Raw genomic sequence first — 26,069 nt, 5'->3', positions numbered from 1 at the left:
CTCCGCGTTGGCGGCTGGTTAACTTGGCAGCCGTCGCCGACGGACACACACGGAGAACACGGAATGACAACGCCGACCACCGATCTGTGCGATGCCCACGAGGGACGTCTTCGCATCCTCACGCCGATCTTCTCGGACTACGGCGGTCGCCGGAGTTTCTCCGGACCGGTCCTGACGGTCAAGGTGTTCGAGGACAACTCGTTCGTGCGGGATGCGCTCTCCGAGCCCGGGGAGGGGCGGGTGCTGGTGGTCGACGGCGGCGGCTCGCTGCGCTGTGCGCTGCTTGGCGACAACCTCGCCGCGATGGCGCGGGACAACGGCTGGAGCGGTATCGTGGTCTACGGCTGTATCCGCGATTCCGGCGAGATCGGCGGACTGGATATCGGGGTAAAGGCGTTGAACGTTCACCCGCGGCGCAGTGAAAAACGCGGTGAAGGGGAGCGCGGTATCCCCGTGAGTTTCGCGGGGGTGACCATCCGTCCGGAGGACTGGCTGTACGCGGACGAGGACGGCATCGTGGTGGCCGACGAACGCCTCGATTAACGGACTTCGCGGCCGCCTCGCGTGCCTTCCCAAAGCGGTTCTTCGGGTATAAAACCGGAAATGAAGGGAACGGATCTGCCCTGGAGGAGGGAACGGCCATGCGGCAACCGGTACGCAGGATCCTCGATCGCAAGAGCTCTCAGATGTACGTGCTCGGTCCCGACGCCTCGGTGGCGGATGCCGTGCAGATGATGAACCGGCACAACATCGGTGCGGTACTGGTCGTCGACCCGGAGCAGGCGCTGCTCGGTATTTTCACCGAGCGTGACGTCCTCCGCCGGGTTATCGACGGCCGCCTGGACTACGACCGTACGCCTATCGAACAGGTGATGACCCGCAAGGTCTTCTACATCGAGCCCGACACCTCCGTCGAGGAGGCACTGACGATGGTCAACGAGCGTGCCTGCCGGCACTTGCCGGTGATGGAGGGTGGCCAGCTGCTCGGGATGATCTCCATACGCGACCTCACAGCGGCGGTCATGGCGGATCGTGACACGGAAATTCAGCATCTTACCGGATATATTGCAGGCAGTTACTGAGGCCGGTCGCACGGCCGCCGCCCCGGCGGCGGCCGTGGACGGCGGCCGGGGAGACGCGGCATGACCGATGGGTCCCGCAACGCGGACGGCGTGCGCCTGGACAAGTGGCTATGGGCGGCGCGATTTTTCAAGACACGGCGCCTCGCGGCAGAGGCGGTCAAGGGTGGCAAGGTCGAGGTGGACGGGGTGCGGGCGAAGCCCGCCCGCGACGTACGCGTCGGCCAGCGGCTCGCGATCACCAAGGGGCCCGTGACCTTCGAGGTCACGGTCGACGATCTCTCGGACAAACGCGGTCCGGCTACCGAAGCGCAGACCCTCTACACCGAAACCGGGGAAAGCATCGAACGGCGCGAGGCAGTGCGCGTGGAACGGCGCGCGGTGGCCGCGGCGACGCCGCGGCCCGATCATCGCCCGGACCGGCGCAACCGCCGCGAACTTGCGGCGTTCAAGCGCGGCGGCGGCTGACGGGGCGGTCGCGCCGCGTTATCGTTCCAGCGGTGTGAAGTCCTCGCGTTCGCCGAGGAACGCGGGCCGCACCCCGGGGGCGCCGTAGGGCTGCTGCGGGCGGTTGCGCACGCTGTTGTAGACGAAGAACACGTTGCTGCGCGGGTCCGGCGACATATTGGCGTTGGAGGCGTGCAGGGTATTGCACTCAAAGATCAACAGCGAGCCCGCCGGGCCGGTGGCTGCGTCGATACCGCGTTCCCGCGCGAGGGTGCGGATCGCGTCCTCGTCGGGCACGCCGAACTCCTGGACCTTGAGCGAACGCCTGTAGTTGTCTTCCGGTGTGGCCCCCACGCAGGAGACGAAGTGTTTGTGCGAGCCGGGGATGAGCATTAGCGGCCCATTGAGGGCGTGATTGTCGGTGAGGATGATCGAGCAGCTCACGGCCCGCATCCGCGGCATGCCGTCCTCGGCGTGCCAGGTTTCGAAGTCCGAGTGCCAGTTGAAGCCCGTGCCACGGAAGCCGGGCTTGTAGTTGATGCGGGACTGGTGGATGTAGACCTCGCTCGCCAGGAGCTGGCGGACGCGGTCGAGCAGGCGCGGGTCCCGGGCCAGGCGGTTGAACCGGTCGGAGATGTCTGCGCGGTGAATGCCGAAGACCGAGCGCACCTCGTTGCTCTCGGGCTCGCGGATCATGCCGTCCCAGTCATTCAGATCTGGATCGGCCTCCAGGCGGCGCAGCTCCTCGCGGAAAGCTTCGACTTCCTCCGGCGGGAAGAGCCCGTCGAAGAAGAGATAGCCGTCGCGCTCGAAGCCTCGGAGCTCCTCGTCGGTCAGCGGGCCCGACCAGTGGCCGTGCTCGTCCGAATGGATCACCGGGTCGAGCCGCGGAATCATGCCCACGGGTTCCTCGGTGCGGGTGGGATAGAGATCCTTGCTGTTCAGCATGTCGGCACCTCCCTGAATCGCCAGCGATACGGAAAGAACCCTGCTGCGCGCAGCGAACGCTGCCACGCGACCCGTGCATGCCAGTCGCCGGGCTCGTGGCGCGGGGCCGGGCGGAGCCCCGGCACCGGCACATGCCGTGCGTACTATCCGGCACGTCCATGCGGGGCACCGGTGCTGGTGGCACCGGAAGGTCGGACGTGCAAAGGAAACACCGGCGTCCCCTGCAGCGGGGAGACCCTGTGTTGTGGTGGGAAAGTTACGAATGCAGGCGCCCGGGCGTCAACCCGGGCGCCCGGGACGGGGTCAGTCCTCGACGAGGGTGTACGAGCCGTCCTCGTCGTGAACCTCGCGGCCGGTGACCGGTGGGTTGAAGGCACAGACCAGGCGCATGTCTTCTGTGCCGCCGCGCAGCACGTGCCGGTCATGCTTGTCCAGGGCGTAGAGCGTGCCGTCCCGGATCTCGTGAACCTCACCGGTGGCCAGGTCCTCGATGGTGCCGTTACCGGCCACGCAATACACCGCCTCGAGGTGGTTCTTGTACCAGAACGTGTGTTCGGTCCCGGCCGGGATGATGGTTTCGTGGAAGGAAAAACCCATGCCGTCCTTCTTCAGCAGCAGGCGGCGGCTCTTCCAGTCCGGACCCTCCACGTCGCGGTCGGTCCCGATGATCTCTTCGAGCCTGACGATCTTCATCCGCTGGTCTCCTTGAAAAGCGAAAGGGGCGGGAGGCCGCCCCTCGGGCGTGGTCGCAGCGCCCATCCGGAACCGGATGGGACGCTAACGATTATTCATGCCGCGACACGGCTCACGCAATACCGAGTTCGGCCATGGCCTCGGTGAGGGCCCTTTCGATGATCTCCAGGCCCTGGTCGAGAACCTCGTCCTCGATGGTCAGCGGCGGCAGGAGCTTGAGCACCTCGTCGTTCGGACCGGCGGTCTCGATGATCAGTCGGTGGCCGAAGGCCTTCTCGGAGACCTTGCCGGCGAGCTCCTGATTCTCGAACTCCACCGCCTGCATCATGCCGCGGCCGCGGACCTCGCCCTTGGCCTGCGGGTGGCGCGCGGCGAGGCCCTGCAGCCACTCGCGGATCTTCTCGCCCTTGCGCTTGACCTCGCCGGCGAAGGCGTCGTCCTGCCAGAACAGTTCCAGGGTGCGGCGCGCGGTGACCAGTGCGGGGTTGAAGCCGCGGAAGGTGCCGTTGTGCTCGCCGGGCTCCCAGATATCGAATTCCGGTTTGACCAGTACGATGGACAGCGGCATGCCGAAACCGGACAGGGACTTGGAGACGGTGACGACGTCCGGATCGAGATCGAACTCCTCGAAGGAGAAGTAGTTGCCGGTGCGCCCGTTTCCGGTCTGAATATCGTCGATGATGAACAGCATGTCGTGCTCGCGGCACAGGTCCTGCAGCTTGCGCAGCCACTCGCCGCTCGCCACGCGCACGCCGCCCTCGGCCTGCACCGTCTCGACGATCACGCCGGCGGGGATGCCGACACCGCTGCCGCCGTCGGCCAACATCTTCTCGAAGTAGTCGATGGTGTCGAATTCGTCGCCGAAGTAGCTGTCGTACGGCATCGAGGCGGTGTTGAGCAGCGGCACCCCGGCGCCGTCGCGCTTGAACTGGTTACCCGTGACCGACAGTGCACCGAGGGTCATGCCGTGGAAGGCGTTGGTGAACGCCACGAATCCCTCGCGGCCCTTGGCCTTGCGCGCGATCTTCAGGGCGCTCTCCACCGCGTTGGTGCCGGTCGGGCCGGGCAGCTGGATACGGTGGTTCATGCCACGCGGGGCGAGGATGATGTCGTGGTAGGCCTGCAGGAACTGCGCCCGCGCCACGCTCGCCATGTCCAGGCTGTGGATGATGTTGTCATCCGCCATGTAGTCGGTGAGGGCCTTCTTGATGTCGGGGTGATTGTGACCGTAGTTCATCACGCTCGCCCCGGCGAAGAAGTCCAGGTAGGCGGTCCCCTCGGTGTTGTAGAGATACGAGCCCCGCGCCTTCTCGAAGACCGTGGGGAAGCTGCGCACGTAGCTGCGCACCTCGGACTCGTACCGGTTGATCGCCTCCATGTAATCCATGGCTGATTCCCTCTCTGGATCTAGTAGTTGAGTGTGTTCGGCGCGTCCGCCGTGAACGGGCCGATAGAGAAGAGTTCCTCGTCATCATGCCCGGCCTCGGGGAAGTCCGCGGCGGTGAAGCACGGGCTGACGGCGCATTCGGCACCCAGGTCCCGGGCCACGGCGCGGAACAGCGCCCGCGATGCGGCGTTATCCGGCGTGATGGTGGTCTCCAGCCGGGTTGCCCCCTGACACCCGGGGGCGCGCAGGAAGGCGGCGACCAGGCGCTTGCCGAGACCCAGGCCCTGAGCCTCGGGCAGCAGCCCCACCTGCCAGAGGAACGCGGTGTCCGGGCGCTGTGGCCGGCGGTAGCCGGTGACGAAGCCAATCGTGCGGCCGTCGCGCTCCGCGACCACGCAGGTCTCCGAGAAGTCGCGGGCCATGAGCAGGTACAGGTAGCTGGAGTTCTCGTCGAGCACCCCGGCGTCACGGACAACCCGCCACATGCCGCCACCATCGGCGATCGCCGGCTGTCTCAGAATGATGCCGTCCTCACTGGGTCTGCTGGCCATTGCGCACTCCTCGCTCAGGGTTATTCGGTCGCTGTGCGGCGTTCACGCCTTCCGGACCGCCGGACACGACATGTCTGACACGTACCCGTTCCGGGTTCGTGACGGTCTAGGCATGGTGTCGTGTGCGGCACGGTTATGGGGTGTTCTCAGGCCCCGGCGACATGACTGGTGGTGGATGCAGGGGTCGTGGGGATAATCCGGCAGGCGGTGAAATCCATCATCAACGGATTTCTTCTCCGTCGTTTAGATTGGCCTATCATTAATGCACTACACGATAGTCCGTGTCAAGCGTGACGCGGCCCGCCGGCCGCGGTGGTGCCGGCACTCACCCCGGTCGTGGAATGGTCAGGTCCGCCGCATCTCGGCTATGCTCACCACCGCCGAACAACAATCAACCGGCCGGTCTTCCGGGCCGGTCGCATCACGGGCATCCATGCGTCAGACGTTACTATCCGGATCATCAGCGCACGGCCCTGCCGGCGGCCAGTGCGGGCCGCGGCGTGGACGGCGGGACTGTTATCGTCACCGGCCGTGGACGCCGGATGGCGTTGCCCGCCTTGGACGCGTGGCCGTCCGGACAGTGCCCATCCGCGATCCCGGCGGGGCCGCCGGCAGGCGCACCCCGGCCGGCGGTGCAGGACGGGCGCGTTACTGGAAGGAGGGGGCGGTATGACCCGAATCGTATCCCCCTTCGTCGCGCTGTTCCTGTCGTTCGGGCTGCTGCTCGTCGGCGGGGGCCTGTTGGGCACGCTGGTGGGCGTGCGGATGACGATGGAGTGGTTCCCGACCCAGGTTATCGGTCTGGTGGCGGCGAGCTACTCGGTCGGCTTCGTGCTCGCCACTCGCATATGCGGCCGGGTGATCGCGCGTGTCGGCCACATCCGGACGTTTGCCGCGCTGGCGGTGATCGCGGCGACCAGCACGCTGGCGTACCCCATCTTCATCGAGCCGGTGGTGTGGGGCGGCATGCGGCTGGTCTACGGTTTCGCCATCGCCGGCCTGTACATGGTGGTGGAGAGCTGGCTCAACGACCGCACGCCGCCGGAGTACCGGGGCCAGGTTTTCGGCGTCTACAGCGTCGTGACCTACGTGGGGCTCGGGGGCGGCCAGTTCCTGCTGGTGTTCTCCGATCCCGCCGGATTCGAGCTGTTCAGCCTGTCCGCCGCGCTGATCGGCCTTGCGCTGGTGCCGGTGACGATCACCCGCACCTCCTCCCCGGAGCTGCGCGAGGTGGTGCCGGTGCGGCTGCGCGAGCTCTACGCGGCGTCGCCGTTGGGGGTTGTGGGGTGCGCGGCGGCGGGGGTGATCAACGGCTCGTTCCTGGGCATGGGGCCAGTGTATGCCAAGGGCGCCGGGTTCAGCCAGTCGATGATCGCGATCCTGATGGGCGTGACCATCGTCGGCGGTTTCCTGCTCCAGTATCCCATAGGCAGGCTGTCGGACCTGTACAATCGCCGTGACGTGATCGCCACGGTCGCCGCGGCGGTCGCGATCGTCAGCGGCGCCATGGTGGCGCTGACCGCGCACAGTACCGGGGCCGTCGTCGGGTTGTCGGTCCTGTGGGGCGGGCTCGCATTCACGCTCTACCCGCTGTCGGTATCGCTGACCAACGATTTCATGGACGCCAGCCGGATGCTCGGTGCCAGCGCCGGCCTGCTTCTCGTGCACGGTGCGGGGATGATCGCCGGTCCCGTGGCGACGTCGCAGCTCATGGGCCTGGTCGGCCCGACGGGACTGTTCTGGACGCTGGGCGCCACGGCGCTGGCGCTCGCCGGTTTCGCGCTGCTGCGCCAGCGTGTCGGACCGCCGCTGTCGATCAGCGAGACCTCCGGTTACCAGATGGGACCGAGCAGCACGCCTTACACGGGTACCTTCGATCCTTACGCGGAGAGTGGCATACAGATGGAATTCGATTTCGACGGTGACGACGGCGCCGGGACGGCCGACGAGGAAGCGGCGGCCCCGGATGCCGGCCCAGGGGAGGGGGACCACCGGTCATGAGCGGGCTGCTCGCCATCGATACGACCACCACCGCCTGCTCGGTCGCCCTACGGGCCGGAAAGGCGGTGCTGTGCCGGTACGAGGCCGTCGGGCAGGGGCATTCGCGGACCGTCCTCGCCATGGTCCGTGCGGTCCTCGACGAGGCGGGCCTGGAGATGACCGACCTCGGGGCGCTGGCCTGCTGCAGCGGTCCGGGTTCGTTCACCGGGGTGCGGATCGGTATTGGTGTGACCCAGGGGCTCGCCCTCGGTGCGGACCTGCCAGTGATCCCGGTGTCCACCCTGGCCACCGTGGCGCAGGGGGCCTGCCGCACCCACGGTGCGGCGGCAGTTGCAGTCGCCATGGACGCCCGCATGGGCGAGGTTTACTGGGGCTGCTATCGGCGCCGTGGCGCGGGCGTCGTCACCGCGGGGGAGGAGGCGGTGGTGTCGCCGGATTCCGTGGTGCTGCCGGGCACCGGCGACGCCTGGCTCGGTTGCGGTACGGGCTACGGCGCCTACGCCGAGGTCCTCGCGGAACGGCTAGGCGAGGCGGTTACGGTGGTCGATCCGGAACGCCTGCCGGACGCCCGGGACTGTCTCGCCCTGGCCGAGGTGCGGCTGGCGGCGGGGGCGCGCGGTGTGGCTGCGGAGGATGTCGTGCCCACCTACCGGCGCAACCGCGTCACCCAGGGGTAGGGTTGGCGGGCGGTACGAATTCCGTTCGTCCCGTTTGTCGACAGTAACCCCCAATCACTTGAAATTGAACTCGATGTTCCCGATATACCGGAATGCAGGATCGCGGTGCGTCCGCGACGGGAAATACGGGAACAATGCAGGGAGGTGATGGATATGGACATGACGCGTTATCGCCCGGGCCGTGGCGTGGCCAACCTGAGCGACGAGTTCAGCCGGTTCTTCTCTTCTTCGCCGCTGCTCGATGCGGTGCGTGATTTTTCCACCGTGGAGACCAGTCAGTGGACCCCGGCGGTGGACATCCGCGAGGAGAAGGACAAGTTCGTGGTCGAGGCCGATATCCCCGGCGTGACGCCGGAGGATATCGAGGTGACCATGGAGAACGGGGTGCTCTCCATCCGGGGTGAGCGGACCAGCGAGCGTGATACCGACGAGGGCGGCGTACGCCGCAGGGAACGCGCCTATGGGGTGTTCTACCGGCGCTTCGCGCTGCCGGACAGCGCCGACCCGGAGTCGGTTCGCGCCCGCGGGGATCAGGGCGTGCTCCGCATCGAGATCGGCAAGCGCGAGACCGCCGTGTCCCGACGGATCCCGGTGGAGCAGTGAGCCATCCCTGAACGGTGACGCCGGCGACGTCACCCCGATCCCGACGGCGGTCCCTGGGGCCGCCGTTTTTGGTTGCGGCCGTGTCAGGTCCGGGTGCGCTCGGCCAGGAACTCCCCGAGGATCCGTCCCGTCGGGGTGTCCGCCGTACCCACGGCCTCCGGCGGGCCCTGGGCCACCAGCCGGCCGCCCCCGTCGCCACCCTCCGGGCCGAGGTCCAGCAGCCAGTCCGCCTCGGCGATCACATCCAGGTTGTGCTCGATCACCACCACGGTGTTGCCGGCCTCCACCAGCCGGTGCAGGACGTGAATGAGCCGCTCCACGTCCGCCATGTGGAGTCCCACCGTCGGCTCGTCGAGCACGTACAGCGTGTGCGGCGCGCGGCGCCGGGTATTCGATGGCCGCGCCTTGGCGAGCTCGGTGACCAGCTTGAGCCGCTGCGCCTCGCCTCCTGACAGGGTAGGACTGGGCTGGCCCAGTGTGAGGTAGCCCAGACCGGTGTCCTGGAGCAGGCGCAGGGCATGGTGGATGCGGGGCTGCGCGGTGAACAGGTCCACCGCCTCGTCCACGCTCAGGGCCAGCACGTCCCCGGCGGAGAGCCCGCGCCAGGTCACGGCCAGGGTCTCCGGCGTGAAGCGCAGGCCGTGGCAGACGTCGCAGGGCATGGTCACGTCCGGGAGGAAGTTCATCTCGATGCGCTTGATGCCCTGACCGTCGCATTCCGGACAGCGGCCGTCGGTGGTGTTGAAGGAGAAGCGCCCCGGGTCGTAGCCGCGGATGCGTGCCTCCTCCGTCTCGGCGAACAGCCGCCGGATATCGTCCCAGATGCCCACATACGTGGCGGGGCAGGAGCGGGGCGTCTTGCCGATGGGCGTCTGGTCCACTTCCAGTACCCGTTCCACCGACTCCCAGCCCGTCACCGCCTCGCAGCCCTGCGGTGCCGGCGGTGTCTCGCCGCGCCGCGTGGCGACCAGGCGGCGCAGGTTGCCGTGGAGGACGTCGCGTACCAGCGTGGACTTACCCGAACCGGACACGCCGGTGACCGCCACCAGCCGCGACAGCGGCACCCGGGCGTCCACGTAGTGGAGGTTGTGCCGGTGCGCCCCGCGCACCTGGACCTCGGCCTCCGGCTCGTCGGTGCGGCGGCTGCCGCGCAGGGGATGGCGCAGGGGCTCGGCGAGGGCGCGGCCGGTCACCGAGTCGGGGTTCGCGAGGAGGGTGTCAACAGGTCCCGCGGCCACGACCCGGCCGCCATGGACGCCGGCGCCGGGCCCGAGGTCGATGACGTGCTCGGCGCGGCGTATGGTCTCCTCGTCGTGCTCCACCACGACGATAGTGTTGCCCTTGCCCTCCAGGCGGCCGAGGGTGTCGAGGAGCATGCGGTTGTCCCGCGGGTGCAGCCCGATGGTCGGCTCGTCCATGATGTAGCACACGCCCTGGAGGTTGGACCCGAGCTGTGCGGCGAGCCGGATGCGCTGGGCCTCGCCGCCGGAGAGGGTGGGCGCCGCCCGGTCGAGGGTGAGGTAGCCGAGGCCGACCTCGCGGAGGAAGTCCAGGCGGTTGCGGATCTCCGGGAGGATGTCCCGGGCGATCTCGCCCTCGCGCTCGTCCAGGGTGAGGGTCCCGAAGGTCTCGCGGGCATCGGTCACCGACTCCCCGGTGAAGGCCGCGATGCTCCGGCCGGTGAACCGCACGGCGAGGGCGGTGGGGTTGAGGCGCCGGCCGTCGCAGGCGGGGCAGACGGTGACCTCGCCCTCGTCCACGTTCCGCCACGAGCGCTCCTCGCCGGTCTGTTCCGCGTCGAAGCCGGCGAGCATTTCGCCGGTACCGTAGCATTCCGGGCACCAGCCGTGGCGTGAGTTGTACGAGAACAGCCGCGGGTCCAGGGGCGCGAAGCTCTGGCCGCAGCCGGGGCAGGCGCGCTCCGTGGACAGCAGGGCCTCGCCGCCGTCGTGGACGACGCGCACCGTGCCGTGGCCGTGGGCGAGGGCGTGCTCCAGGGCCTCGCGGAGCCCGTCCTCGTTGCCCGGCTCGGCGTCGACCTCGGCGACCGGGAGATCGATGTCGTGTTCCTGGTAGCGGTCCAGACGCGGCCAGTCGCCGGTGGGCATGTCGCTGCCGTCCACGCGCAGGTGGGTGAAGCCCTTGCCCGCGGCCCACTTGGCGAGGTCCGTGTAGTAGCCCTTGCGGGCGATCACCAGCGGCGCCAGCAGGCGCAGGCGGGCGCCGCGGTGCTCGTCGAGGAGCTGCGCGACGATGGCGTCCGCGGTCTGCGCGCGGATGGGGATGTCGCAGTCCGGGCAGTGCTGGGTGCCGAGCTTGACGAAGAGCAGCCGCAGGAAGTGGTAGATCTCCGTCATGGTGGCGACCGTGGACTTGCGCCCGCCGCGGCTGGTGCGTTGCTCGATGGCCACGGTCGGGGGAATGCCGAAGATCGCGTCCACGTCCGGGCGCGAGGCGGGCTGGACGAACTGGCGGGCGTAGGCGTTCAGGGACTCCAGGTAGCGCCGCTGGCCCTCGTTGAAGAGGATGTCGAAGGCCACGGTGGACTTGCCGGACCCCGAGATCCCGGTAATCACCGTCAGCCGGTTGTGGGGCACGTCCACGTCGATGCCCTTGAGGTTATGCTCCCGGGCGTGATGGACGTGGATGGCGTCGCGCCGGTAGGCGGGTGCGGCGACGTCCGCCACCGCCGCTGCCGCGGCGTCGGCCCCGCCGGTCCCGGTGCCGTCGCCGTAGGCGCGCAGCGCCGCGCCGGTGTGGCTGTCCGGGGAGGTCATGACCGTGGCCGGCGGGCCGTGGGCGATAAGCTCGCCGCCGCGGTCCCCGCCTTCGGGGCCGAGGTCGACGATCCAGTCGGCGCTGCGGATGACGTCGAGGTTGTGCTCGATGACCACCAGCGAGTGGCCGGCCTCGATCAGCCGCTCGAAGGCGCGCAGGAGCACCGCGACGTCGTCGAAGTGCAGCCCGGTGGTGGGCTCGTCGAAGAGGAACAGCAGCCGCTCGCCGCTGCGGCGGCGGCCGCTGTTCTTCGCCAGGTGGCCGGCGAGCTTGAGGCGCTGGGACTCGCCCCCGGAGAGTGTGGGTACCGGCTGGCCGAGGCGCAGGTAGCCGAGCCCGACGGCGGCGAGGGGCTCCAGGGCCCGCAGGACGTCCGGGGCGTCGGCGAAGAAGTCCAGGGCCTCGGTGACGGTGAGGTCCAGCACCTCGGCGATGGAGCGGGGGCGGTCGTCGTCCCCCGCAGCCGGCGGCAGGGTGACCTCCAGCATCTCGGAGCGATAGCGGCGGCCGTCGCAGTCCGGGCAGCGGAGGTAGACGTCGGAGAGGAACTGCATCTCGACGTGCTCGAAGCCGTTGCCGCCGCACGCGGGGCAGCGTCCGCGCCCGGAGTTGAAGCTGAACATCCCCTTGGTGTAGCCGCGCTCGCGCGCCAGCGGCTGGGCGGCGAAGGCCTTGCGGATGGGATCGAAGGCACCGACGTAGCTGGCCGGGTTGGAGCGCGTGGTGCGCCCGATGGGGGATTGATCCACGAGCACCACGTCGTCGACGTGCTCCCCGCCGTCGATGCGTCGGTGGGCCCCGGCCGCATCCGCGGGCTGGCCCTTCAGTTTGCGCAGGCCGTTGTAGAGGATGCTGCCCATGAGCGTTGACTTGCCGGAGCCGGACACGCCGGTGAGCACCGTCAACCGCTCCAGCGGCAGGGACACGGTGATGTCCTTCAGGTTGTGCTCGCTCGCGCCCACCACGGTCAGCCACGACGACGGCTCGGGGCGCGCGGTGTCCCGGGCGTCGCCGACCTGGCGCCGGCCCGTAAGGTAGTCGGCCGTTAGCGAGCCGCGGTCCTCGAGGAGTGCCTGCGGCGCCCCCTCGAAGACGATCCGGCCGCCGTGCTCGCCGGGCCCCGGGCCGATGTCGATGATGCGGTCCGCGGCGCGGATGACGTCCGGATCGTGCTCGACCACGAGCAGGGAGTTGCCGGCGTCGCGCAGGCGGTGCATGACCGAGACGATGCGCCGGATGTCCCGCGGGTGCAGGCCGATGCTGGGCTCGTCGAGGACGAACAGGGTGTTGACCAGCGAGGTGCCCAGGGCGGTGGTCAGGTTGATGCGCTGGACCTCGCCGCCGGAGAGGGTGCGCGACTGCCGGTCCAGCGCCAGGTAGCCGAGGCCGACCCGGTTCAGGTAGTCGAGGCGTGAGCGGATGGCGTCGAGCAGCAGGGTCGCGGCCTCGTCCAGCGGGGCGGGCAGCGCCAGGCCCTCGAAGAAGCCGGCCAGGCGCTCCAGGGGCAGGCACATGAGGTCGTGGATGCACAGCCCGGGCAGGGCGGCCAGCCGCTCTGCGGGAATCGTGGCGCCGCTCGGGCGGAACCGGGTGTCCGGGTCGAGGACGGCGTCCGTGTCGGCCGCGGTGCCGAGGCGCCAGGCCAGGGACTCCGGCGCCAGCCGTGCCCCGCGGCAGGCCGGGCAGAGGTCGTAGCTGCGGTACTTCGACAGCAGCACGCGGACGTGCATGCGGTAGGCACGGGACTCGAGCCAGTCGAAGTAGCGCTGGACGCCGTACCAGGTATCCGGCGCGTCCCAGCCGCCCTCGCCGTGGATGACCCAGTCGCGGTCGGCCTCGCGCATCTCCCGCCAGGGCACGTCCGTGGGCACGCCGCGGGCGCGGGCGTAGCGCAGGAGGTCGCGCTGGCACTCGGCGGACTGGCCGGACTGCCACGGCCGTATCGCCCCCTCGGCGAGGCTCAGCCGGTCGTCCGGTATCACCAGGGCGTAGTCGATGCCCATGACCCGTCCGAAGCCGCGGCACTCGCTGCAGGCGCCGATAGGGGAGTTGAACGAGAACAGGTTGGGCTGCGGGTCGCGATAGGCGAGGTCGCAGTCCGGGCAGTGCAGGGCGGAGGAGAAACGGTGGCTCGCAGTGACCGTGCGTTCGTCGTCGAGCACGTCCACGCGGACCCGGCCACGGCCGTGCTGCAGCGCCGCTTCGACGGCCTCGACGATACGCTCCCGGCGTTCCCCGCTCAGGCGTACACGGTCCTGGACGACGTCGAAGCCGCCGTCCTCGGCGGTCACCCGGGTGTAACCCTGGCGCTGGAGCATGGCCCGGACCTCATCGTCGCCGAAGTTCTCGGGCACCGCGACGTGGAAGCGGATCACGGCGCGCTCGTCGGGGGCGCGCCGGAGCAGGCGCTCGGCGATGCTGCCCGGGGTATCCCGTGTCACCCGCCGGCCGCAGCCGTTGCAAAACAACGCCGCGGCGCGGGCGAACAGCAGCTTGAGGTGGTCGTTGAGCTCGGTCATGGTGCCGACGGTGGAGCGCGACGTCCGCACCGGGTTGGTCTGGTCGATGGCGATCGCCGGCGGGATGCCCTCGATGCGGTCCGTCGCGGGCTTGTCCATGCGATCGAGGAACTGCCGTGCATAGGGCGAGAAGGTCTCGACGTAGCGGCGCTGGCCCTCGGAGTACACGGTGTCGAAGGCGAGGGAGGACTTGCCGGACCCGGACACGCCGGTGACCACCACCATCTCGCCGAGGGGGATGTCGAGGTCCAGGTTGCGCAGGTTGTTCTGCCGTGCGCCGCGGATGCGGATGCGCTCGTCGCTCACAGTGTCGTCTCTCCCGTCGGGGAATCAGGATTCAGCGGCCGGCGTGGGCGGCGGCCAGTGCCGCCGCCAGGGTCCGGACCAGCGCGCCGCCGGTGGCGTCGCTGTCGCGGCCGTAGGCGATGACGCCGTCACGGTGGCCGGCCATGGCGAATACCGCCTGGGGGCCGGCGCGCCGGACCAGCAAGGCCACCGCGCGGGCCATCGCCGGTGTCCCGTAGGGGACGTCGGCGGGTGTCTCCGGCAGTCCGAGGACACGGCGCCGGGACCAGATCTCGGGCGAATGGCCGTGAAAGACCCAGGCCACGGTGTCGTCGGCTGCATACACCGCGCCGTGGGTCAGGGACTCCGATGACGGCCGCACCGGTCCGCGGGAGCGGATCGTGTTGTGTTCCACGTCCCACGCCGTGACCTCGCAGTAGCCCGCGGGACCCGGCGCATCCAGGCCGCCGGTCTGGCTGCCGGATACCACGAATGCACCGCCTGCGGCGCGGTGGCTGACGTTGCCGAAGCCGAGGCCGCCGTAACGCCGGGGGCTTCGGCCGATCAGCCCGAGGCGGCGGAGCACGTCCCGCCACGCATCCAGCACCGCGACCGACGCCGCGTCCGGGGGCGCGCCGTGCTCGTGGCACAGATCGAATTTGATGACGCCTTCTCGTTCCATCCGCCTGTGTCGCTGGCACACTGATTCGTTGGGGACGGGCGGCACGCGGCCATCCGGCACACAGGCGGGCCGCGGTTCGCGGGACGGGGTAGCGAGCATAACGCCGGTCGGGCAGACTACGCCATCCTGCAAGCGGTAGCGTCTCGCGCATGGAGGGACGGTTGACCCACCGACACCTGAGTATCGCCCTGTGCGCCGGTCTGGTCGCGGTCCGCGCCGGCGCCGCGGAAACGAATGCCACGGTGGAGCCCGGCCAGGCGCTGCAAGGCTGCATGGAGCTCAAGAGCGCCCAGGAACGACTCACGTGTTACGACACGACGCTGGGACGCACGCCCACCGGCCGCTCCGCCGATGAGCTGTTGCCGGAGAACCGGGCGAAGACGCCGGAGGAGAAGGTGGCCGAGAAGACGCCGCCGCCGGCACCCTCGGCACTGGCCGAGCGCTGGGAACTCGTTGCCCAGGCGGACCGCGGACCGTTCGTGGTGACGCCTTACCGTCCGACCTATCTGTTGCCGTTCTCCTACGATTTCAATCCCAACGAGGCAGCCTACCGTAGCGATGACATGGAGTCGGTGGACCACACCGAGGTCAAGTTCCAGATCAGCTTCAAGACCAAGATATGGCCGGAGCTCGGCACGCGGCGGGGGGACCTGTGGCTGGCGTACACGCAGCAGTCCTACTGGCAGGCCTACAACAGCGAGGAATCCGCGCCGTTCCGCGAGACCAACTACGAGCCGGAGCTGATCTACTCGTACCGCACGAAATATAACCTCTTCGGCCTCCACGGGCGTTTGTTCACCGTGGGGGTGAACCACATGTCCAACGGCCGTTCGGACCCGCAGTCGCGAAGCTGGAACCGCATGACCGCCGGTGTTCTCTTCGACGAGGGCAAGTGGGCGCTGCGCGCACGTGGATGGTGGCGCCTGCCGGAATCCGAGGGCGACGACGACAACCCCAATATCAGCGACTATTACGGCCGCGCCCAGGTCTGGGCGCACCTCAAGGATGGCGATCAGACCTATTCCGTGATGCTGCGCAGCAACCTCGGTATAGGCGGGGAGCCGGTGCGCGGTGCATTGCAGCTTGACTATACGTTTCCGTTCTGGGGGGGCATGAAGGGCTACATACAGCTCTTTCACGGCTACGGTGACGGGCTGATCAACTACGACAACATCACCACCCGGGCGAGCGCCGGGATCATGCTCATCGACTGGATGTAGGCGCCGGCGTCCGTCAGCGCAGCTTCGTCGTGCGCAGCGCGGCGTCCGCCGGCGGCGGCTGGAACGTATCCGCCCGCGCCTGCGGCCAGTACGTGGCGAACACGGCCGCGTCGGGCGCGCCGTCGAGCAGCGCCCCGGGTTCCATGAACGGGTAGAGTTCACGGTACGAGCGCACCTCGCTGCGCGAGATCCGCCGGACGATATGCTCCGGGCCGAGCTCGGCGGTGTCTTGCAGGCCCGTGGCCGCGATCATCTCCGCGAGGGCATGGAGTGTGTTGCGGTGGAAGCGGGCCACCCGCCGGGACTTGTCGGTGACATCCAGGTTGGCGCCGCGGCGCGGGTCCTGCGTGGCCACACCGCTGGGGCAGCGGTCGGTATGGCAGGACAGGGCCTGGATGCAGCCCAGCGAGAACATGAATCCCCGTGCCGCGTTGCACCAGTCGGCACCGAGGGCGAGGGTGCGCGCGATGTGGAATGCGGAGGTGATCTTGCCGGCCGCGGCCACCCGGATGTGGGGACGCAGGCCGGTTCCGACCAGGGTGTTGTGCACGAGCAGCAGGGCGTCGGTGAGCGGCATGCCAAGGCGGTTGACGAATTCCAGCGGGGCCGCGCCGGTGCCGCCCTCGCCGCCGTCCACCACCACGAAGTCCGGGCGCTCGCCGGTCTCCAGCATCGCCTTGACGATGGCGAACCACTCCCACGGGTGTCCGAGAGCAAGCTTGATGCCCACCGGTTTATCACCGCAGAGGTGCCGGAGCGTGGCGATGAAGTCCATCATCTCCAGGGGGGTGCGGAACGCCGAGTGCGCGGCGGGCGAGACCACGTCCCGACCGGCCGGGACTTCCCGTGCGGCGGCGATCTCGGGGCTTACCTTGGCGGCAGGCAGGATACCGCCGTGCCCGGGCTTGGCGCCCTGGGAGAGCTTGATCTCGATCATCCGCACCGATTCCCGGCGGGCGTTCTCGCGGAAGCGCTCCGGGTTGAACCGGCCGTCGTCCGTCCGGCAGCCGAAGTAACCGGAACCGATTTCCCAGACCAGGTCCGCGCCGTGGCTGAGGTGGTAGCGGGATATCGAGCCCTCGCCGGTGTCGTGGTAAAAGCCGCCCTCCCTGGCACCGGCGTTCAGTGCGGTGATGGCGTTGGCGGACAGCGCACCGAAGCTCATCGCCGATATATTCAGGACACTCGCGGAGTAAGGCTGCGCGCGGTCCTCGCCGACGGTGATACGGAAGTCGCCGTCCGCCACCGGGGCAGGCGCGAGGGAGGGGCTGATCCACTCATAGCCCTCGGTGTACATGTCGAGCAGGGAGCCGAAGGGTTTCTTGTCATGGACGTTCTTGGCGCGCTGGTAGACGACCGCGCGCTGCTCGCGGGAGAACGGCCGCTCCTCGGTGTCGGCCTGGATGAAGTACTGGCGGATCTCCGGGCCGATGGACTCCAGGCAGTAGCGCAGGTGGGCGAGGACCGGGTAGTTGCGGCTCACGGTATGCCGGCGCTGCAGCAGATCCCAGGTGCCGAGCGCCGTGAGCGCGGCAAACACCGCGGCCGGCCATCCCCACAGCGGGTTGAATACCAGACCGGTCAGGGATACCGCGAGCCCGGCGATACTCGCCGCATAGGCGTTGTAGCGCGACGGCATACGGAACAGGGTGGGGCGGGCATTCATGGGACGGTCTCCTCCGGTCCGGGTGGCGGGAGCTTACTAACCGGATGACCGGTAACGCCACCCTCGGCCCGCGGGGCGCCGGGTGAGGGCGCCGAGTGTCCGGCCGCGTTCAGGTATCCGCGGCGATCAGCACCGCCGCGGCGGCGCGCAGTGCCCCGATGACGGCGCGTCGGCCGCTCACGCCGGCCCGGGCCGCCAGCTCGTCCCACGGCCGATGCTGGAGGAAACGCGCCACCAGCAGCTGTGCGCCGTCATCGTCGTCGGCATTGCCGGAGGACGCGGCGAGATGGTGCAGCAGCTTGCGCTGTACCGCTGGACCGGCGTCGTCCGGGCCGCGGTGGCCGTGGGAGAACGCGGCGATCGTGGTGCCGTCGGCATCGTCCGCTGCGCCGAAGTCGAGGCCCGGCATCAGGGCGGCCACAACGCCGGGATCGAGGGCCGTGAGCGGCCCGGCAAGACGCCAGGGTATGTCCCGGGCGAAGCGGGCGCGGGCGGTCTCGGTCAGGGTGGCGCCGTCGCCGGAGAGAGGGCGGAGCATGAACGCCGCGTGGCTGGCACTGGCCGCGTCCCGGCGATGACCGAGCTGTACGGCAGCCAGGCCGCAGCGCCGGTAGAAGCGCAACAGGGCGGGCGTGGCGCCGAAGACAGTGCCCAGGGTGTCCAGCCCGTCCTCCCGGGCAGCGCGCGCCATGGTCGCCATCAGCCGCTGCCCAGTGCCATGCCCGCGCAGTGCCGGGTGGACGGCGATACGGTGCACGCGCCGGTGACGCAGGGCGAGTGCCTGGCCCAGGCCGCCGTGGCCGGCGAGGGACTGGGGCAGGAGGTGACCCTGCAGGCGTCGTCGCCCGGCGAGGATATCGGTATGAAGTGCCTGCGGGAGCTCGCCCTCGTCCAGGGTTACCGCGGCGGCGACGATGTGGCCGTCGTCGTCCCGCGCGGCCCACAGCCCCGCACCCGGGGCCTCGAGGCTGCGCCGCAGATCGTCCGGGCGGGTCTGGTAGTGGGCATCGACCAGTAGTCCGTAGAACTCGCGCAGGGCGCTCTCATCCCGGGCCAGGGCGGCCGCCGGCTCACGACCGGTGGTGATCTGGCCGGTCGCGGGCATGGCGGCGAGATCAGCGGGCTCGGCGTCCAGGAGCAGGGCGCGGAAGAGCAGTGCCTCCAGGGGGTCGCCGTCCGCCCAGCGCACGGGCTGGGTCAGGCGGTGTTCCTGCCATTGCGGTGTACGCCGGTCGAGGGAGGCGAGAAAGCGCACGCGAAAGCCTGCACCGGTACCCTCGTAGCCGTGCACGGTGGTCGCGAATGCGATGCGCGGATAACGCGCCAACAGCCCATCGAGCATGGGGGCCGGCAGGCCCGCGGCCTCGTCGACGAGGAGCATCCCGGCGGGGCGGGGCTCGCGGATGAGCTGGTCCGGCGGGAGGTAACGCGGCCCCGGGCAGCCGTCCACCGTGGCGGCGGCGATCAGCGCCTCGGCGGCACGCCGGCGCGGCGCGGTTACGAGCACCGGCCCGGAACCGGCCTCCAGCAGGCGACGGGCCGCGATCCCGAGTGCGGTGCTCTTGCCCCGCCCCCGGTCAGCGATGAGCACGCACGGACGGTGGGGCGCCCCACCGGCGCCGGCAATGACGGCGGCCACCGCTGCGGCCTGATCGCTGGTGAGACAGGCGGGGTCGTCGCCCGCCGTGCCGGCGGCCGGCCGGGGCAATGCTGCCCCGGGGGCGGCGGGATATATCGCGACCTGGGGGTCTTCGCGCAGGCAGCGGACCAGGCGGTCGCGGAAATGACCGGCGGCGTCGGCGGGTTCGGCCGGCCAGGACAGGCGGCCTGCAAGTGCCGGGTCTGCAGAGCCCGGCCAGTCCTCGAGCGCCGGGGTGATTACGACCATGACGCCACCGGCGATCACGGCGCCGGCGACGGCGGCCAGGGCGTCGACGTCGAGACCGGCACGGACATCGACGACGACGTCCCGGTATTCGCTGCCGAGCAGTGTTGCGGCCCGGCGCAGCGGGACCGCGTCCTCGCCGTCGGGCGGCGCATCGCTGACCAGTACCGCCGGGGCGGTTACCGCCGCCATCGCCGTGGCCGCGTCCGTGGGCGGCGGTAACACTACGAGCCGGCGATAACGCCCCGCCGGATCCCGGACACCCGCGAGATAGCGCCGCAGGGCGTCGACGCCGCCGTCTATGTACTGCTCTTGTCGATCCACTGGGTCACGCGGGGCGCGCGGTATTCGGCGAAACGCTCGAGCAGCCGCTCGCCGTCGTCGTCCACGAGCAGCATGTCCCGGTTGCTCCGGCGCAGGAAGCCGGTGTCCACGGCATGGTCCAGGAAGGTCACCAGATGGTCGTAGTAGCCTGCCATGTTGATCAGTCCGCAGGGCTTGCGATGGAAGCCGAGCTGCGCCCAGGTGAGGATCTCGAAGATCTCCTCGAAGGTACCCAGCCCCCCGGGCAGGGCGATGAATCCGTCGGCGAGCTCGGCCATGCGCGCCTTGCGCTCGTGCATGGAGGTCACGACCTCCAGCCGCGTGACCTCCCGGTGGCCGACTTCGCGGGCGAGCAGGGTTTCGGGAATGACGCCGACGACTTCGCCGCCCTCGGCGAGAGCGGCGTCGGCGACGGCGCCCATCATCCCTGTCGCGCCGCCGCCGTAGACGACGCCGAGCCCCCGGGCGGCCACGGCGGCGCCGAAGGCGCTCGCGGCCTCACGGTAGCGCGGGTCGCGCCCGGCGGCGGAGCCGCAATAGATGCAAATGCGTTGCATGGATCCTCCATAATTCAGTGCGCGGCGGGCGCGCCGGCCGTATCGGCGCCGCCGTGCGCCCGACATCCGATTGTACCGGATGAGCACGCCATCGCGGGCGGCATGACGCCGCGATATTGTCCATATATGGATTGGGCACAGTAGAATCGCGAGCGGCACGCCCGGGTGGCGGGGGTCGGTGTCCGGCATGGCCGCACTGAATTGATGCAGGTCAAGACCTTCAATACCGCCTCAAGGATAATGACCCCGCGGTCAGGTTTGCTCGTCGGGCAATGGCGAGTGGACCGAAAAGGAGAATCGCCGTCGCCGGTATCCGCCGGTGCTGCACTCGGTTAACCCGCAATCCATATCTGAGATGGAAACCGACCTATGGACGCGACACCCGCCTACAACGACAAGGTAGTGCGCCAGTTCGCCCTGGCGACTGTCATCTGGGGGATCGTGGGCATGGCGGTGGGGGTGTTTATCGCCGCCCAGCTGCTCTGGCCCGCTCTCAACTTCGACGTGCCGTGGCTGACATTCAGCCGCCTCCGCCCGCTGCATACCAACGCCGTTATCTTCGCCTTCGGCGGCAGCGCCCTCATCGGGACCTCCTACTACGTGGTCCAGCGAACCTGCGGCACCCGCCTGCTCTCTGACAAGCTCACGGCGTTTACGTTCTGGGGCTGGCAGGTGGTCATCGTCGCCGCGGCGATCACGCTGCCGCTGGGCATCACCCAGAGCAAGGAGTACGCCGAGCTCGAGTGGCCCATCGACATCCTGATCACCCTGGTGTGGGTCAGCTACGCGGTTGTGTTCTTCGGGACGATCATGAAGCGTCGCGAAAAGCACATCTACGTGGCGAACTGGTTCTACGGTGCGTTTATCATCACCATCGCGCTGCTGCACGTGGTGAACAACCTCGCGATCCCGGTGTCGCTGACCAAGTCCTACCCGGTCTACTCCGGCGCCGTCGACGCGATGGTGCAGTGGTGGTACGGCCATAACGCGGTCGGCTTCTTCCTCACCGCCGGCTTCCTCGGGATGATGTACTACTTCGTCCCCAAGCAGGCCGGGCGTCCGATCTACTCCTACCGCCTTTCCGTGGTGCACTTCTGGGCACTGATCTCGGTGTACATGTGGGCGGGTCCCCACCATCTCCACTGGACGTCGCTGCCGGAGTGGGTGCAGTCGCTGGGCATGGTGTTCTCGCTGATCCTGCTGGCGCCCTCGTGGGGCGGCATGATCAACGGCATCATGACGCTCTCCGGTGCCTGGCATAAGCTGCGCGACGACCCGATCATCCGCTTCCTCATCGTGAGCCTGTCGTTCTACGGTATGTCCACGTTCGAGGGCCCGATGATGTCCATCAAGACCGTCAACGCCCTGTCCCACTACACGGACTGGACCATCGGTCACGTGCACTCGGGTGCGCTCGGGTGGGTGGCGTTCATCACCATCGGTTCCATGTACGCGCTGATCCCCAAGCTGTGGGGCCGGGAGCAGATGTACAGTGTCAAGGCCATCGGTGCCCACTTCTGGGTGGCGACCATCGGCGTGGTCCTCTACATCGCCTCGATGTGGATCGCGGGCGTGATGCAGGGCCTCATGTGGCGGGCCACCAACCCGGACGGCACGCTGACCTACAGCTTCGTGCAGTCCCTGCAGGCTACCTATCCGTACTACGCGGTGCGCATGTTCGGCGGCTTCCTGTTCCTCGCAGGCATGCTGATCATGGCCTGGAACGTGTGGATGACCATTCGCCCGCAGGAGCGCGTGGCGACCGAATCCGCCCCGGAAGCGACCGCTTAAGGAGATCAGCGAATGTCACATGAGGTCGTAGAGAAGAACGTCGGGCTGATGGCCATGCTGATCCTGCTGGTGGTCAGCATCGGTGGCCTGGTGGAGATCGTCCCGCTGATGTTCCAGGCGAAGACCACGGAGCCGGCCGAGGGCGTCGAGCCCTATCCCGCTCTGGAGTTCGCCGGGCGGGACGTCTATGTCCGCGAGGGCTGCTACAACTGCCACTCGCAGCAGATCCGGCCCTTCCGTGCGGAGACGGAGCGCTACGGTCACTACTCGGTGGCGGGGGAGTACGTCTATGACCGCCCGTTCCAGTGGGGCTCCAAGCGTACCGGCCCGGACCTTGCCCGCGTCGGCGGCAAGTACTCCGACGAGTGGCATTACCGTCACCTGATGAATCCGCGTGACGTGGTTCCGCAGTCGAACATGCCGGGCTTCCCGTGGCTCGCCGAAAACGAGCTGGACCCGCAGTCGGTGGTGCACCGCATGCGCGAGCAGAAGAATCTCCTCGGGGTGCCTTACACCGAGACGCAGCTCGACAACGCGGCCGACAAGCTGAAGGGCAAGACGGAAATGGATGCAGTCATCGCCTACCTCCAGGGAATGGGGACAGAGATCGGCCGCTGATCGGGAGCCGGCAATGGATAGTGGAACCCTGAGTGGAATCATCACCGCCCTGTCGATGGCGGCGTTCATCGGGATCGTCATCTGGGCCTACAGCAAGCGGCGCAAGAAAGACTTCGATCAAGCCGCGCAGCTGCCCCTGGATGCCGAACGGCGGGATGCGGAAAAGGGAAGGAACGGGCAATGAGTAGCTTCTGGCACTGGTACATCATCGTCTTGACGCTGGGCAACATCGCAGCGTGCTACTGGCTCATCCGCTGGACGGCGAAGCCGCGCCCCGGCGAGGCGAGTGCCACCGAGACCACCGGTCACGTCTGGGACGGTGACCTGAGCGAGTACAACCAGCCCATGCCGCGGTGGTGGCTGTGGCTGTTCTACATCACCATCGTGTTCGGCCTGATCTACCTGGTGCTTTACCCGGGGCTGGGCCGGTTCGACGGCGTCCTGAACTGGAGCCAGTACTCGGCCTACCAGCAGGAGGTCAAGCAGATGCACGAGCGTACCGCGTCGCTGTACGAGTCCTATGCGGCCAAGCCCGTGCCGGTGCTGGCCAATGACCCGGAGGCCATGGACACGGGTCGGCGGCTGTTCGCCAACAACTGCTCCGTGTGCCACGGTTCGGACGGACGCGGCGCCAAGGGCTTCCCGAACCTGGCGGACGCTTCCTGGCAGTACGGCGGTGAGCCCGAGACGCTCAAGCAGACGATCACCAACGGCCGTAACGGCGTGATGCCGGCGCTCGGTGCGAGCCTGGGTCAGTCCAAGCTCGAGGCCGTGGCCGCGTACGTCTACAGCCTCAATGGCCGCAATGCGCCGCAGGAGCTCGTCGATCGCGGCAAGGACGTGTTCATGACCCAGTGCGTTGCCTGCCACGGGGCCGATGCCAAGGGCAACCCCCAGATCGGTGCGCTCAACCTGACGGACGACACCTGGCGCTACGGTGGCTCGCTGGAGACCATCAAGGAGACCATCCTTAACGGGCGTAATGGCCAGATGCCGGCTCAGAAGGAGCTGCTCACCCCCGAGCAGATCCACGTGCTGGCGGCCTACGTCTACCAGCTCTCCGGCCAGGCCGGGCAGCGGAGCGCGAGCAGTGAGTGATGCGTCGGCGACGCAGGCGGCGAGCAGCCGCCTGCGCTGGCTCGGGGCCATACTCTGGCCGTCGTTCCTGACGGCCGGAGTCGCCACGATGGTCTTTTTCGCCAACGTCGATCCGGAGACGCTGCGCTACGAGACCCTGCCGGACTGGGAGATCGGCCGGAAGCTGGGCTACACGCTCGGCTTTTTCATGTTCTGGGCGGTGTGTGCCGCCTCGAGCGCGCTGAGCGTATGGCTGTTCAGTCCCGCCCGTAGGGCCGCGAAAGCGGGTCGAAAGGAGAGTTAGAGAGGCAGATGAATGAGTGAGGCGCGCAACCGCCGGGGACGCGGCGCTAAGCAGGAGGATGCCGCGGCATCCGAGGCAGTCTCGATGTACCAGTCGCGGGAGAAGGTCTATCCCCGCGGGATCAAGGGGCGTTTCCAGAGCCTGCGCAAGTTCGCGGTGTTCGCCCTGCTGGGCCTGTACTACCTCCTCCCCTGGGTGACCTGGAACGGGCGGCAGGCGATCCTGCTGGATCTCCCCGCCCGCGAGTTCCACATCTTCGGACTGACCTTCTGGCCCCAGGACTTCTTTTTCCTGGCGCTGCTGCTGATTATCTGCGCGCTCAGCCTGTTCTTCGTCACCGCCCTCGCCGGACGTGTCTGGTGCGGCTACGCCTGTCCCCAGACGGTGTGGACGGAGGTATTCCTCTGGATCGAGCACTGGACGGAGGGCGACCGCCCGAGGCGGATGAAGCTCGACCGCGGACCGTGGAACCGCGAGAAGATCGTCCGCAAGTTCTCCAAACACGGCATCTGGATCCTGCTCGCCGCGTGGACCGGGTTCACCTTCGTGGGCTTCTTCACGCCGATACGCGAGCTCGGTGTGCGCGTCTTCACCCTGGATCTCGGTCCGTGGGAGACGTTCTGGCTGATCTTCTACGGCTTCGCCACCTGGGGCAACGCCGGGTTCATGCGGGAGAACGTCTGCCTGTACATGTGTCCGTACGCGCGCTTCCAGAGCGCGATGTTCGACCGGGACACGCTCATCATCTCCTACGACGAGGCGCGGGGCGAGCCGCGCGGCCCCCGCAAGCGCGGCGCCGATCCGGCCGAGCTCGGCCTCGGTGACTGCATCGACTGCACGATGTGCGTGCAGGTCTGTCCCACCGGGATCGACATCCGTGACGGCCTGCAGTACGAGTGCATCGCCTGTGGGGCCTGCATCGACGCCTGCGATCAGGTCATGGACAAGATGGGTTATCCTCGCGGATTGATCCGGTATACGACCGAGAACACGCTCGAGGGCAAGCCGACGCGTATCTTCCGTCCCCGGGTGATCGTCTACTCGGTGCTGCTGCTCGCGCTGATCGCGGGCACGCTCACGGCCGTGGCGATGCGCACGCCCATGCGCGTGGATATCCTGCCCGACCGTAACGCCCTGTACCGCGAGCTCGACGGCGGCCGCATCGAGAACGTCTACGACGTCAAGGTGCTGAACATGTCCCAGCAGGCGCACACCTATACGGTGTCCGCCTCGGGGCTGCCCGGGATCACGGCCGATACCGATCCGGACCGTATCGAGATCGCCGCCGGGGAACAACGGAACGTGCCGGTGCGTCTGAGAGTGGATGCGTCGGTAATGAGTACGCCGGGTACCGACGTGGAGCTGACGGTCACTTCCGAGGACGGCACCCTGTCTGTCACGGAGACCACCCGTTTCCACGGTCCCTACAACCGTGGTGAATGAGCGATGAGCGCGAGTGTAATGAGCACTGAAGATCAAAAGCCCTGGTACCGGCAGTTCTGGTGCTGGTTCGTTTTCGCCCCGCTGGGCATATGGGTGATCGCCATGATCGGCACCGTCGTGGTGCTCAATGACAACATGGTCGATCTGGTCGTGGACGACTACTCCCAGCTGGGCAAGACCTACATCCAGGAGCGTGCCGCCTACGACCGGGCGGACGAGCTCGGTGTGGGCGTGCGGGTGCACGTCCAGCGTGACAGCGGCCGCGTCACGCTCGCGCTCGACGGCATCGACAACCCGCCGGATATCCTCAGGATGAAGCTGGTGCACCCGACTGCCGCCAAGCAGGACCTCGGGGTCGAGCTCAAGCGTGATGGCACCGGGCTGTACCGTGGCGGCACCGGCGTGGCGATCGACAGTCGCCGATACGTGCTGGTGGAACCGGGGGACGGCTCGTGGCTCCTGCGCGGCGAGCTCAAGGCGCAGGCCGGGGACCTGCGGCTCGGGGGATCGGGCGACGACAGCGGGGCCTGACCG

Annotated in this window: 23 protein-coding genes; 14 read left to right on the top strand and 9 right to left on the bottom strand. The window is 68.5% G+C overall.

Going from position 1 to position 26,069, the window contains the following annotated elements; all coding sequences use genetic code 11:
- Nucleotides 1–63: 63 nt before the first annotated feature.
- The 3 genes from rraA to C516_RS0103240 all read left to right on the top strand — a co-directional run bounded on the left by rraA (nt 64) and on the right by C516_RS0103240 (nt 1,547).
- The gene (rraA, locus tag C516_RS0103250) at nt 64–543 is read left to right on the top strand and encodes a ribonuclease E activity regulator RraA (RefSeq protein ID WP_018716932.1); all 480 of its coding nucleotides are present in this window, start codon (nt 64–66) and stop codon (nt 541–543) included.
- 98 nt (nt 544–641) lie between these two features.
- Nucleotides 642–1,082, top strand: coding sequence for a CBS domain-containing protein (locus tag C516_RS0103245; protein WP_026320900.1), 441 nt, complete (start codon nt 642–644; stop codon nt 1,080–1,082).
- Nucleotides 1,083–1,142: 60 nt separating this feature from the next.
- Nucleotides 1,143–1,547: an RNA-binding S4 domain-containing protein gene (locus C516_RS0103240; RefSeq protein ID WP_018716930.1), complete on the top strand. Its 405-nt coding sequence runs from the start codon at nt 1,143–1,145 to the stop codon at nt 1,545–1,547.
- An 18-nt stretch (nt 1,548–1,565) separates the two neighbouring features.
- Here the strand turns inward: C516_RS0103240 and thpD are convergent, their stop codons facing one another.
- The 4 genes from thpD to ectA form a co-directional block, all read right to left on the bottom strand.
- A complete protein-coding gene (thpD, locus tag C516_RS0103235; protein WP_018716929.1) occupies nt 1,566–2,474 on the bottom strand; it encodes an ectoine hydroxylase in 909 nt (302 codons plus the stop codon).
- Between the two features lie 303 nt (nt 2,475–2,777).
- Complete coding sequence (locus C516_RS0103230) at nt 2,778–3,167, bottom strand: ectoine synthase (protein WP_018716928.1); 390 nt, start codon at nt 3,165–3,167, stop codon at nt 2,778–2,780.
- 112 nt (nt 3,168–3,279) lie between these two features.
- Nucleotides 3,280–4,554 carry a diaminobutyrate--2-oxoglutarate transaminase gene (gene ectB / locus C516_RS0103225; protein ID WP_018716927.1) on the bottom strand — a complete coding sequence of 425 codons (1,275 nt, stop codon included), beginning with the start codon at nt 4,552–4,554 and terminating at the stop codon, nt 3,280–3,282.
- 20 nt (nt 4,555–4,574) lie between these two features.
- Nucleotides 4,575–5,105: a diaminobutyrate acetyltransferase gene (ectA, locus tag C516_RS0103220; protein ID WP_018716926.1), complete on the bottom strand. Its 531-nt coding sequence runs from the start codon at nt 5,103–5,105 to the stop codon at nt 4,575–4,577.
- 669 nt (nt 5,106–5,774) lie between these two features.
- Between ectA and C516_RS0103215 the strand changes: the two genes are divergently transcribed.
- From C516_RS0103215 to C516_RS0103205, 3 genes are all read left to right on the top strand, one after another.
- Entirely contained in the window at nt 5,775–7,106 is a 1,332-nt protein-coding gene (locus tag C516_RS0103215) for an MFS transporter (protein WP_018716925.1), read from the top strand.
- Nucleotides 7,103–7,783, top strand: coding sequence for a tRNA (adenosine(37)-N6)-threonylcarbamoyltransferase complex dimerization subunit type 1 TsaB (gene tsaB / locus C516_RS0103210; RefSeq protein ID WP_018716924.1), 681 nt, complete (start codon nt 7,103–7,105; stop codon nt 7,781–7,783). The genes C516_RS0103215 and tsaB overlap by 4 nt, the downstream gene beginning before the upstream one ends.
- Before the next feature lie 153 nt (nt 7,784–7,936).
- Nucleotides 7,937–8,386 carry an Hsp20/alpha crystallin family protein gene (locus C516_RS0103205; RefSeq protein WP_018716923.1) on the top strand — a complete coding sequence of 150 codons (450 nt, stop codon included), beginning with the start codon at nt 7,937–7,939 and terminating at the stop codon, nt 8,384–8,386.
- Between the two features lie 83 nt (nt 8,387–8,469).
- On the opposite strand, the gene uvrA is transcribed toward C516_RS0103205, so the two are convergent.
- Together uvrA and C516_RS0103195 are read right to left on the bottom strand one after the other, a co-directional pair.
- A complete protein-coding gene (uvrA, locus tag C516_RS0103200; RefSeq protein ID WP_018716922.1) occupies nt 8,470–13,989 on the bottom strand; it encodes an excinuclease ABC subunit UvrA in 5,520 nt (1,839 codons plus the stop codon).
- 31 nt (nt 13,990–14,020) lie between these two features.
- Nucleotides 14,021–14,650, bottom strand: a complete 630-nt coding sequence (locus C516_RS0103195; RefSeq protein ID WP_018716921.1) for a class II aldolase/adducin family protein — start codon at nt 14,648–14,650, stop codon at nt 14,021–14,023.
- A gap of 161 nt (nt 14,651–14,811) precedes the next feature.
- Between C516_RS0103195 and C516_RS0103190 the strand changes: the two genes are divergently transcribed.
- Nucleotides 14,812–15,870, top strand: coding sequence for a phospholipase A (locus C516_RS0103190; protein ID WP_018716920.1), 1,059 nt, complete (start codon nt 14,812–14,814; stop codon nt 15,868–15,870).
- A 13-nt stretch (nt 15,871–15,883) separates the two neighbouring features.
- Here C516_RS0103190 and C516_RS0103185 read toward each other — a convergent pair whose 3' ends face one another.
- The 3 genes from C516_RS0103185 to C516_RS0103175 form a co-directional block, all read right to left on the bottom strand.
- Nucleotides 15,884–17,536 carry an FMN-binding glutamate synthase family protein gene (locus C516_RS0103185; RefSeq protein WP_018716919.1) on the bottom strand — a complete coding sequence of 551 codons (1,653 nt, stop codon included), beginning with the start codon at nt 17,534–17,536 and terminating at the stop codon, nt 15,884–15,886.
- A gap of 109 nt (nt 17,537–17,645) precedes the next feature.
- Complete coding sequence (locus C516_RS18410; RefSeq protein WP_156831107.1) at nt 17,646–19,745, bottom strand: tRNA(Met) cytidine acetyltransferase TmcA; 2,100 nt, start codon at nt 19,743–19,745, stop codon at nt 17,646–17,648.
- A complete protein-coding gene (locus C516_RS0103175; protein ID WP_018716917.1) occupies nt 19,721–20,302 on the bottom strand; it encodes an LOG family protein in 582 nt (193 codons plus the stop codon). The genes C516_RS18410 and C516_RS0103175 overlap by 25 nt, the downstream gene beginning before the upstream one ends.
- A 369-nt stretch (nt 20,303–20,671) precedes the next feature.
- Here C516_RS0103175 and ccoN point away from each other — a divergent pair, with 369 nt between their 5' ends.
- The 7 genes from ccoN (at nt 20,672) to C516_RS20320 (ending at nt 26,066) form a co-directional block, all read left to right on the top strand.
- The gene (ccoN, locus tag C516_RS0103170; protein ID WP_018716916.1) at nt 20,672–22,093 is read left to right on the top strand and encodes a cytochrome-c oxidase, cbb3-type subunit I; all 1,422 of its coding nucleotides are present in this window, start codon (nt 20,672–20,674) and stop codon (nt 22,091–22,093) included.
- A 12-nt stretch (nt 22,094–22,105) separates the two neighbouring features.
- Nucleotides 22,106–22,711 carry a cytochrome-c oxidase, cbb3-type subunit II gene (gene ccoO, locus C516_RS0103165; protein ID WP_018716915.1) on the top strand — a complete coding sequence of 202 codons (606 nt, stop codon included), beginning with the start codon at nt 22,106–22,108 and terminating at the stop codon, nt 22,709–22,711.
- 13 nt (nt 22,712–22,724) lie between these two features.
- A complete protein-coding gene (locus tag C516_RS0103160; RefSeq protein WP_018716914.1) occupies nt 22,725–22,895 on the top strand; it encodes a CcoQ/FixQ family Cbb3-type cytochrome c oxidase assembly chaperone in 171 nt (56 codons plus the stop codon).
- Nucleotides 22,892–23,809, top strand: a complete 918-nt coding sequence (ccoP, locus tag C516_RS0103155) for a cytochrome-c oxidase, cbb3-type subunit III (RefSeq protein ID WP_018716913.1) — start codon at nt 22,892–22,894, stop codon at nt 23,807–23,809. The genes C516_RS0103160 and ccoP overlap by 4 nt, the downstream gene beginning before the upstream one ends.
- Entirely contained in the window at nt 23,802–24,092 is a 291-nt protein-coding gene (locus C516_RS0103150) for a hypothetical protein (RefSeq protein WP_018716912.1), read from the top strand. The genes ccoP and C516_RS0103150 overlap by 8 nt, the downstream gene beginning before the upstream one ends.
- 84 nt (nt 24,093–24,176) lie before the next feature.
- A complete protein-coding gene (ccoG, locus tag C516_RS0103145) occupies nt 24,177–25,535 on the top strand; it encodes a cytochrome c oxidase accessory protein CcoG (RefSeq protein WP_018716911.1) in 1,359 nt (452 codons plus the stop codon).
- Nucleotides 25,536–25,553: 18 nt separating this feature from the next.
- Entirely contained in the window at nt 25,554–26,066 is a 513-nt protein-coding gene (locus C516_RS20320; RefSeq protein WP_018716910.1) for a FixH family protein, read from the top strand.
- Nucleotides 26,067–26,069: the final 3 nt, after the last annotated feature.

It is taken from the genome of Arhodomonas aquaeolei DSM 8974 (assembly GCF_000374645.1).
Classification (GTDB): Bacteria; Pseudomonadota; Gammaproteobacteria; order Nitrococcales; family Nitrococcaceae; genus Arhodomonas; species Arhodomonas aquaeolei.
The sequence above is the reverse complement of the archived record's forward strand: the minus strand, read 5'-3'. Positions and strand labels throughout refer to the sequence as shown.

Coding starts and splice junctions, on each gene's coding strand:
- rraA (WP_018716932.1), top strand. CDS start 64: ATGACAACGCCGACCACCGATCTGTGCGATGCCCACGAGGGACGTCTT.
- C516_RS0103245 (WP_026320900.1), top strand. CDS start 642: ATGCGGCAACCGGTACGCAGGATCCTCGATCGCAAGAGCTCTCAGATG.
- C516_RS0103240 (WP_018716930.1), top strand. CDS start 1,143: ATGACCGATGGGTCCCGCAACGCGGACGGCGTGCGCCTGGACAAGTGG.
- thpD (WP_018716929.1), bottom strand. CDS start 2,474: ATGCTGAACAGCAAGGATCTCTATCCCACCCGCACCGAGGAACCCGTG.
- C516_RS0103230 (WP_018716928.1), bottom strand. CDS start 3,167: ATGAAGATCGTCAGGCTCGAAGAGATCATCGGGACCGACCGCGACGTG.
- ectB (WP_018716927.1), bottom strand. CDS start 4,554: ATGGATTACATGGAGGCGATCAACCGGTACGAGTCCGAGGTGCGCAGC.
- ectA (WP_018716926.1), bottom strand. CDS start 5,105: ATGGCCAGCAGACCCAGTGAGGACGGCATCATTCTGAGACAGCCGGCG.
- C516_RS0103215 (WP_018716925.1), top strand. CDS start 5,775: ATGACCCGAATCGTATCCCCCTTCGTCGCGCTGTTCCTGTCGTTCGGG.
- tsaB (WP_018716924.1), top strand. CDS start 7,103: ATGAGCGGGCTGCTCGCCATCGATACGACCACCACCGCCTGCTCGGTC.
- C516_RS0103205 (WP_018716923.1), top strand. CDS start 7,937: ATGGACATGACGCGTTATCGCCCGGGCCGTGGCGTGGCCAACCTGAGC.
- C516_RS0103195 (WP_018716921.1), bottom strand. CDS start 14,650: ATGGAACGAGAAGGCGTCATCAAATTCGATCTGTGCCACGAGCACGGC.
- C516_RS0103185 (WP_018716919.1), bottom strand. CDS start 17,536: ATGAATGCCCGCCCCACCCTGTTCCGTATGCCGTCGCGCTACAACGCC.
- C516_RS0103175 (WP_018716917.1), bottom strand. CDS start 20,302: ATGCAACGCATTTGCATCTATTGCGGCTCCGCCGCCGGGCGCGACCCG.
- ccoN (WP_018716916.1), top strand. CDS start 20,672: ATGGACGCGACACCCGCCTACAACGACAAGGTAGTGCGCCAGTTCGCC.
- ccoO (WP_018716915.1), top strand. CDS start 22,106: ATGTCACATGAGGTCGTAGAGAAGAACGTCGGGCTGATGGCCATGCTG.
- C516_RS0103160 (WP_018716914.1), top strand. CDS start 22,725: ATGGATAGTGGAACCCTGAGTGGAATCATCACCGCCCTGTCGATGGCG.
- ccoP (WP_018716913.1), top strand. CDS start 22,892: ATGAGTAGCTTCTGGCACTGGTACATCATCGTCTTGACGCTGGGCAAC.
- ccoG (WP_018716911.1), top strand. CDS start 24,177: ATGTACCAGTCGCGGGAGAAGGTCTATCCCCGCGGGATCAAGGGGCGT.
- C516_RS20320 (WP_018716910.1), top strand. CDS start 25,554: ATGAGCACTGAAGATCAAAAGCCCTGGTACCGGCAGTTCTGGTGCTGG.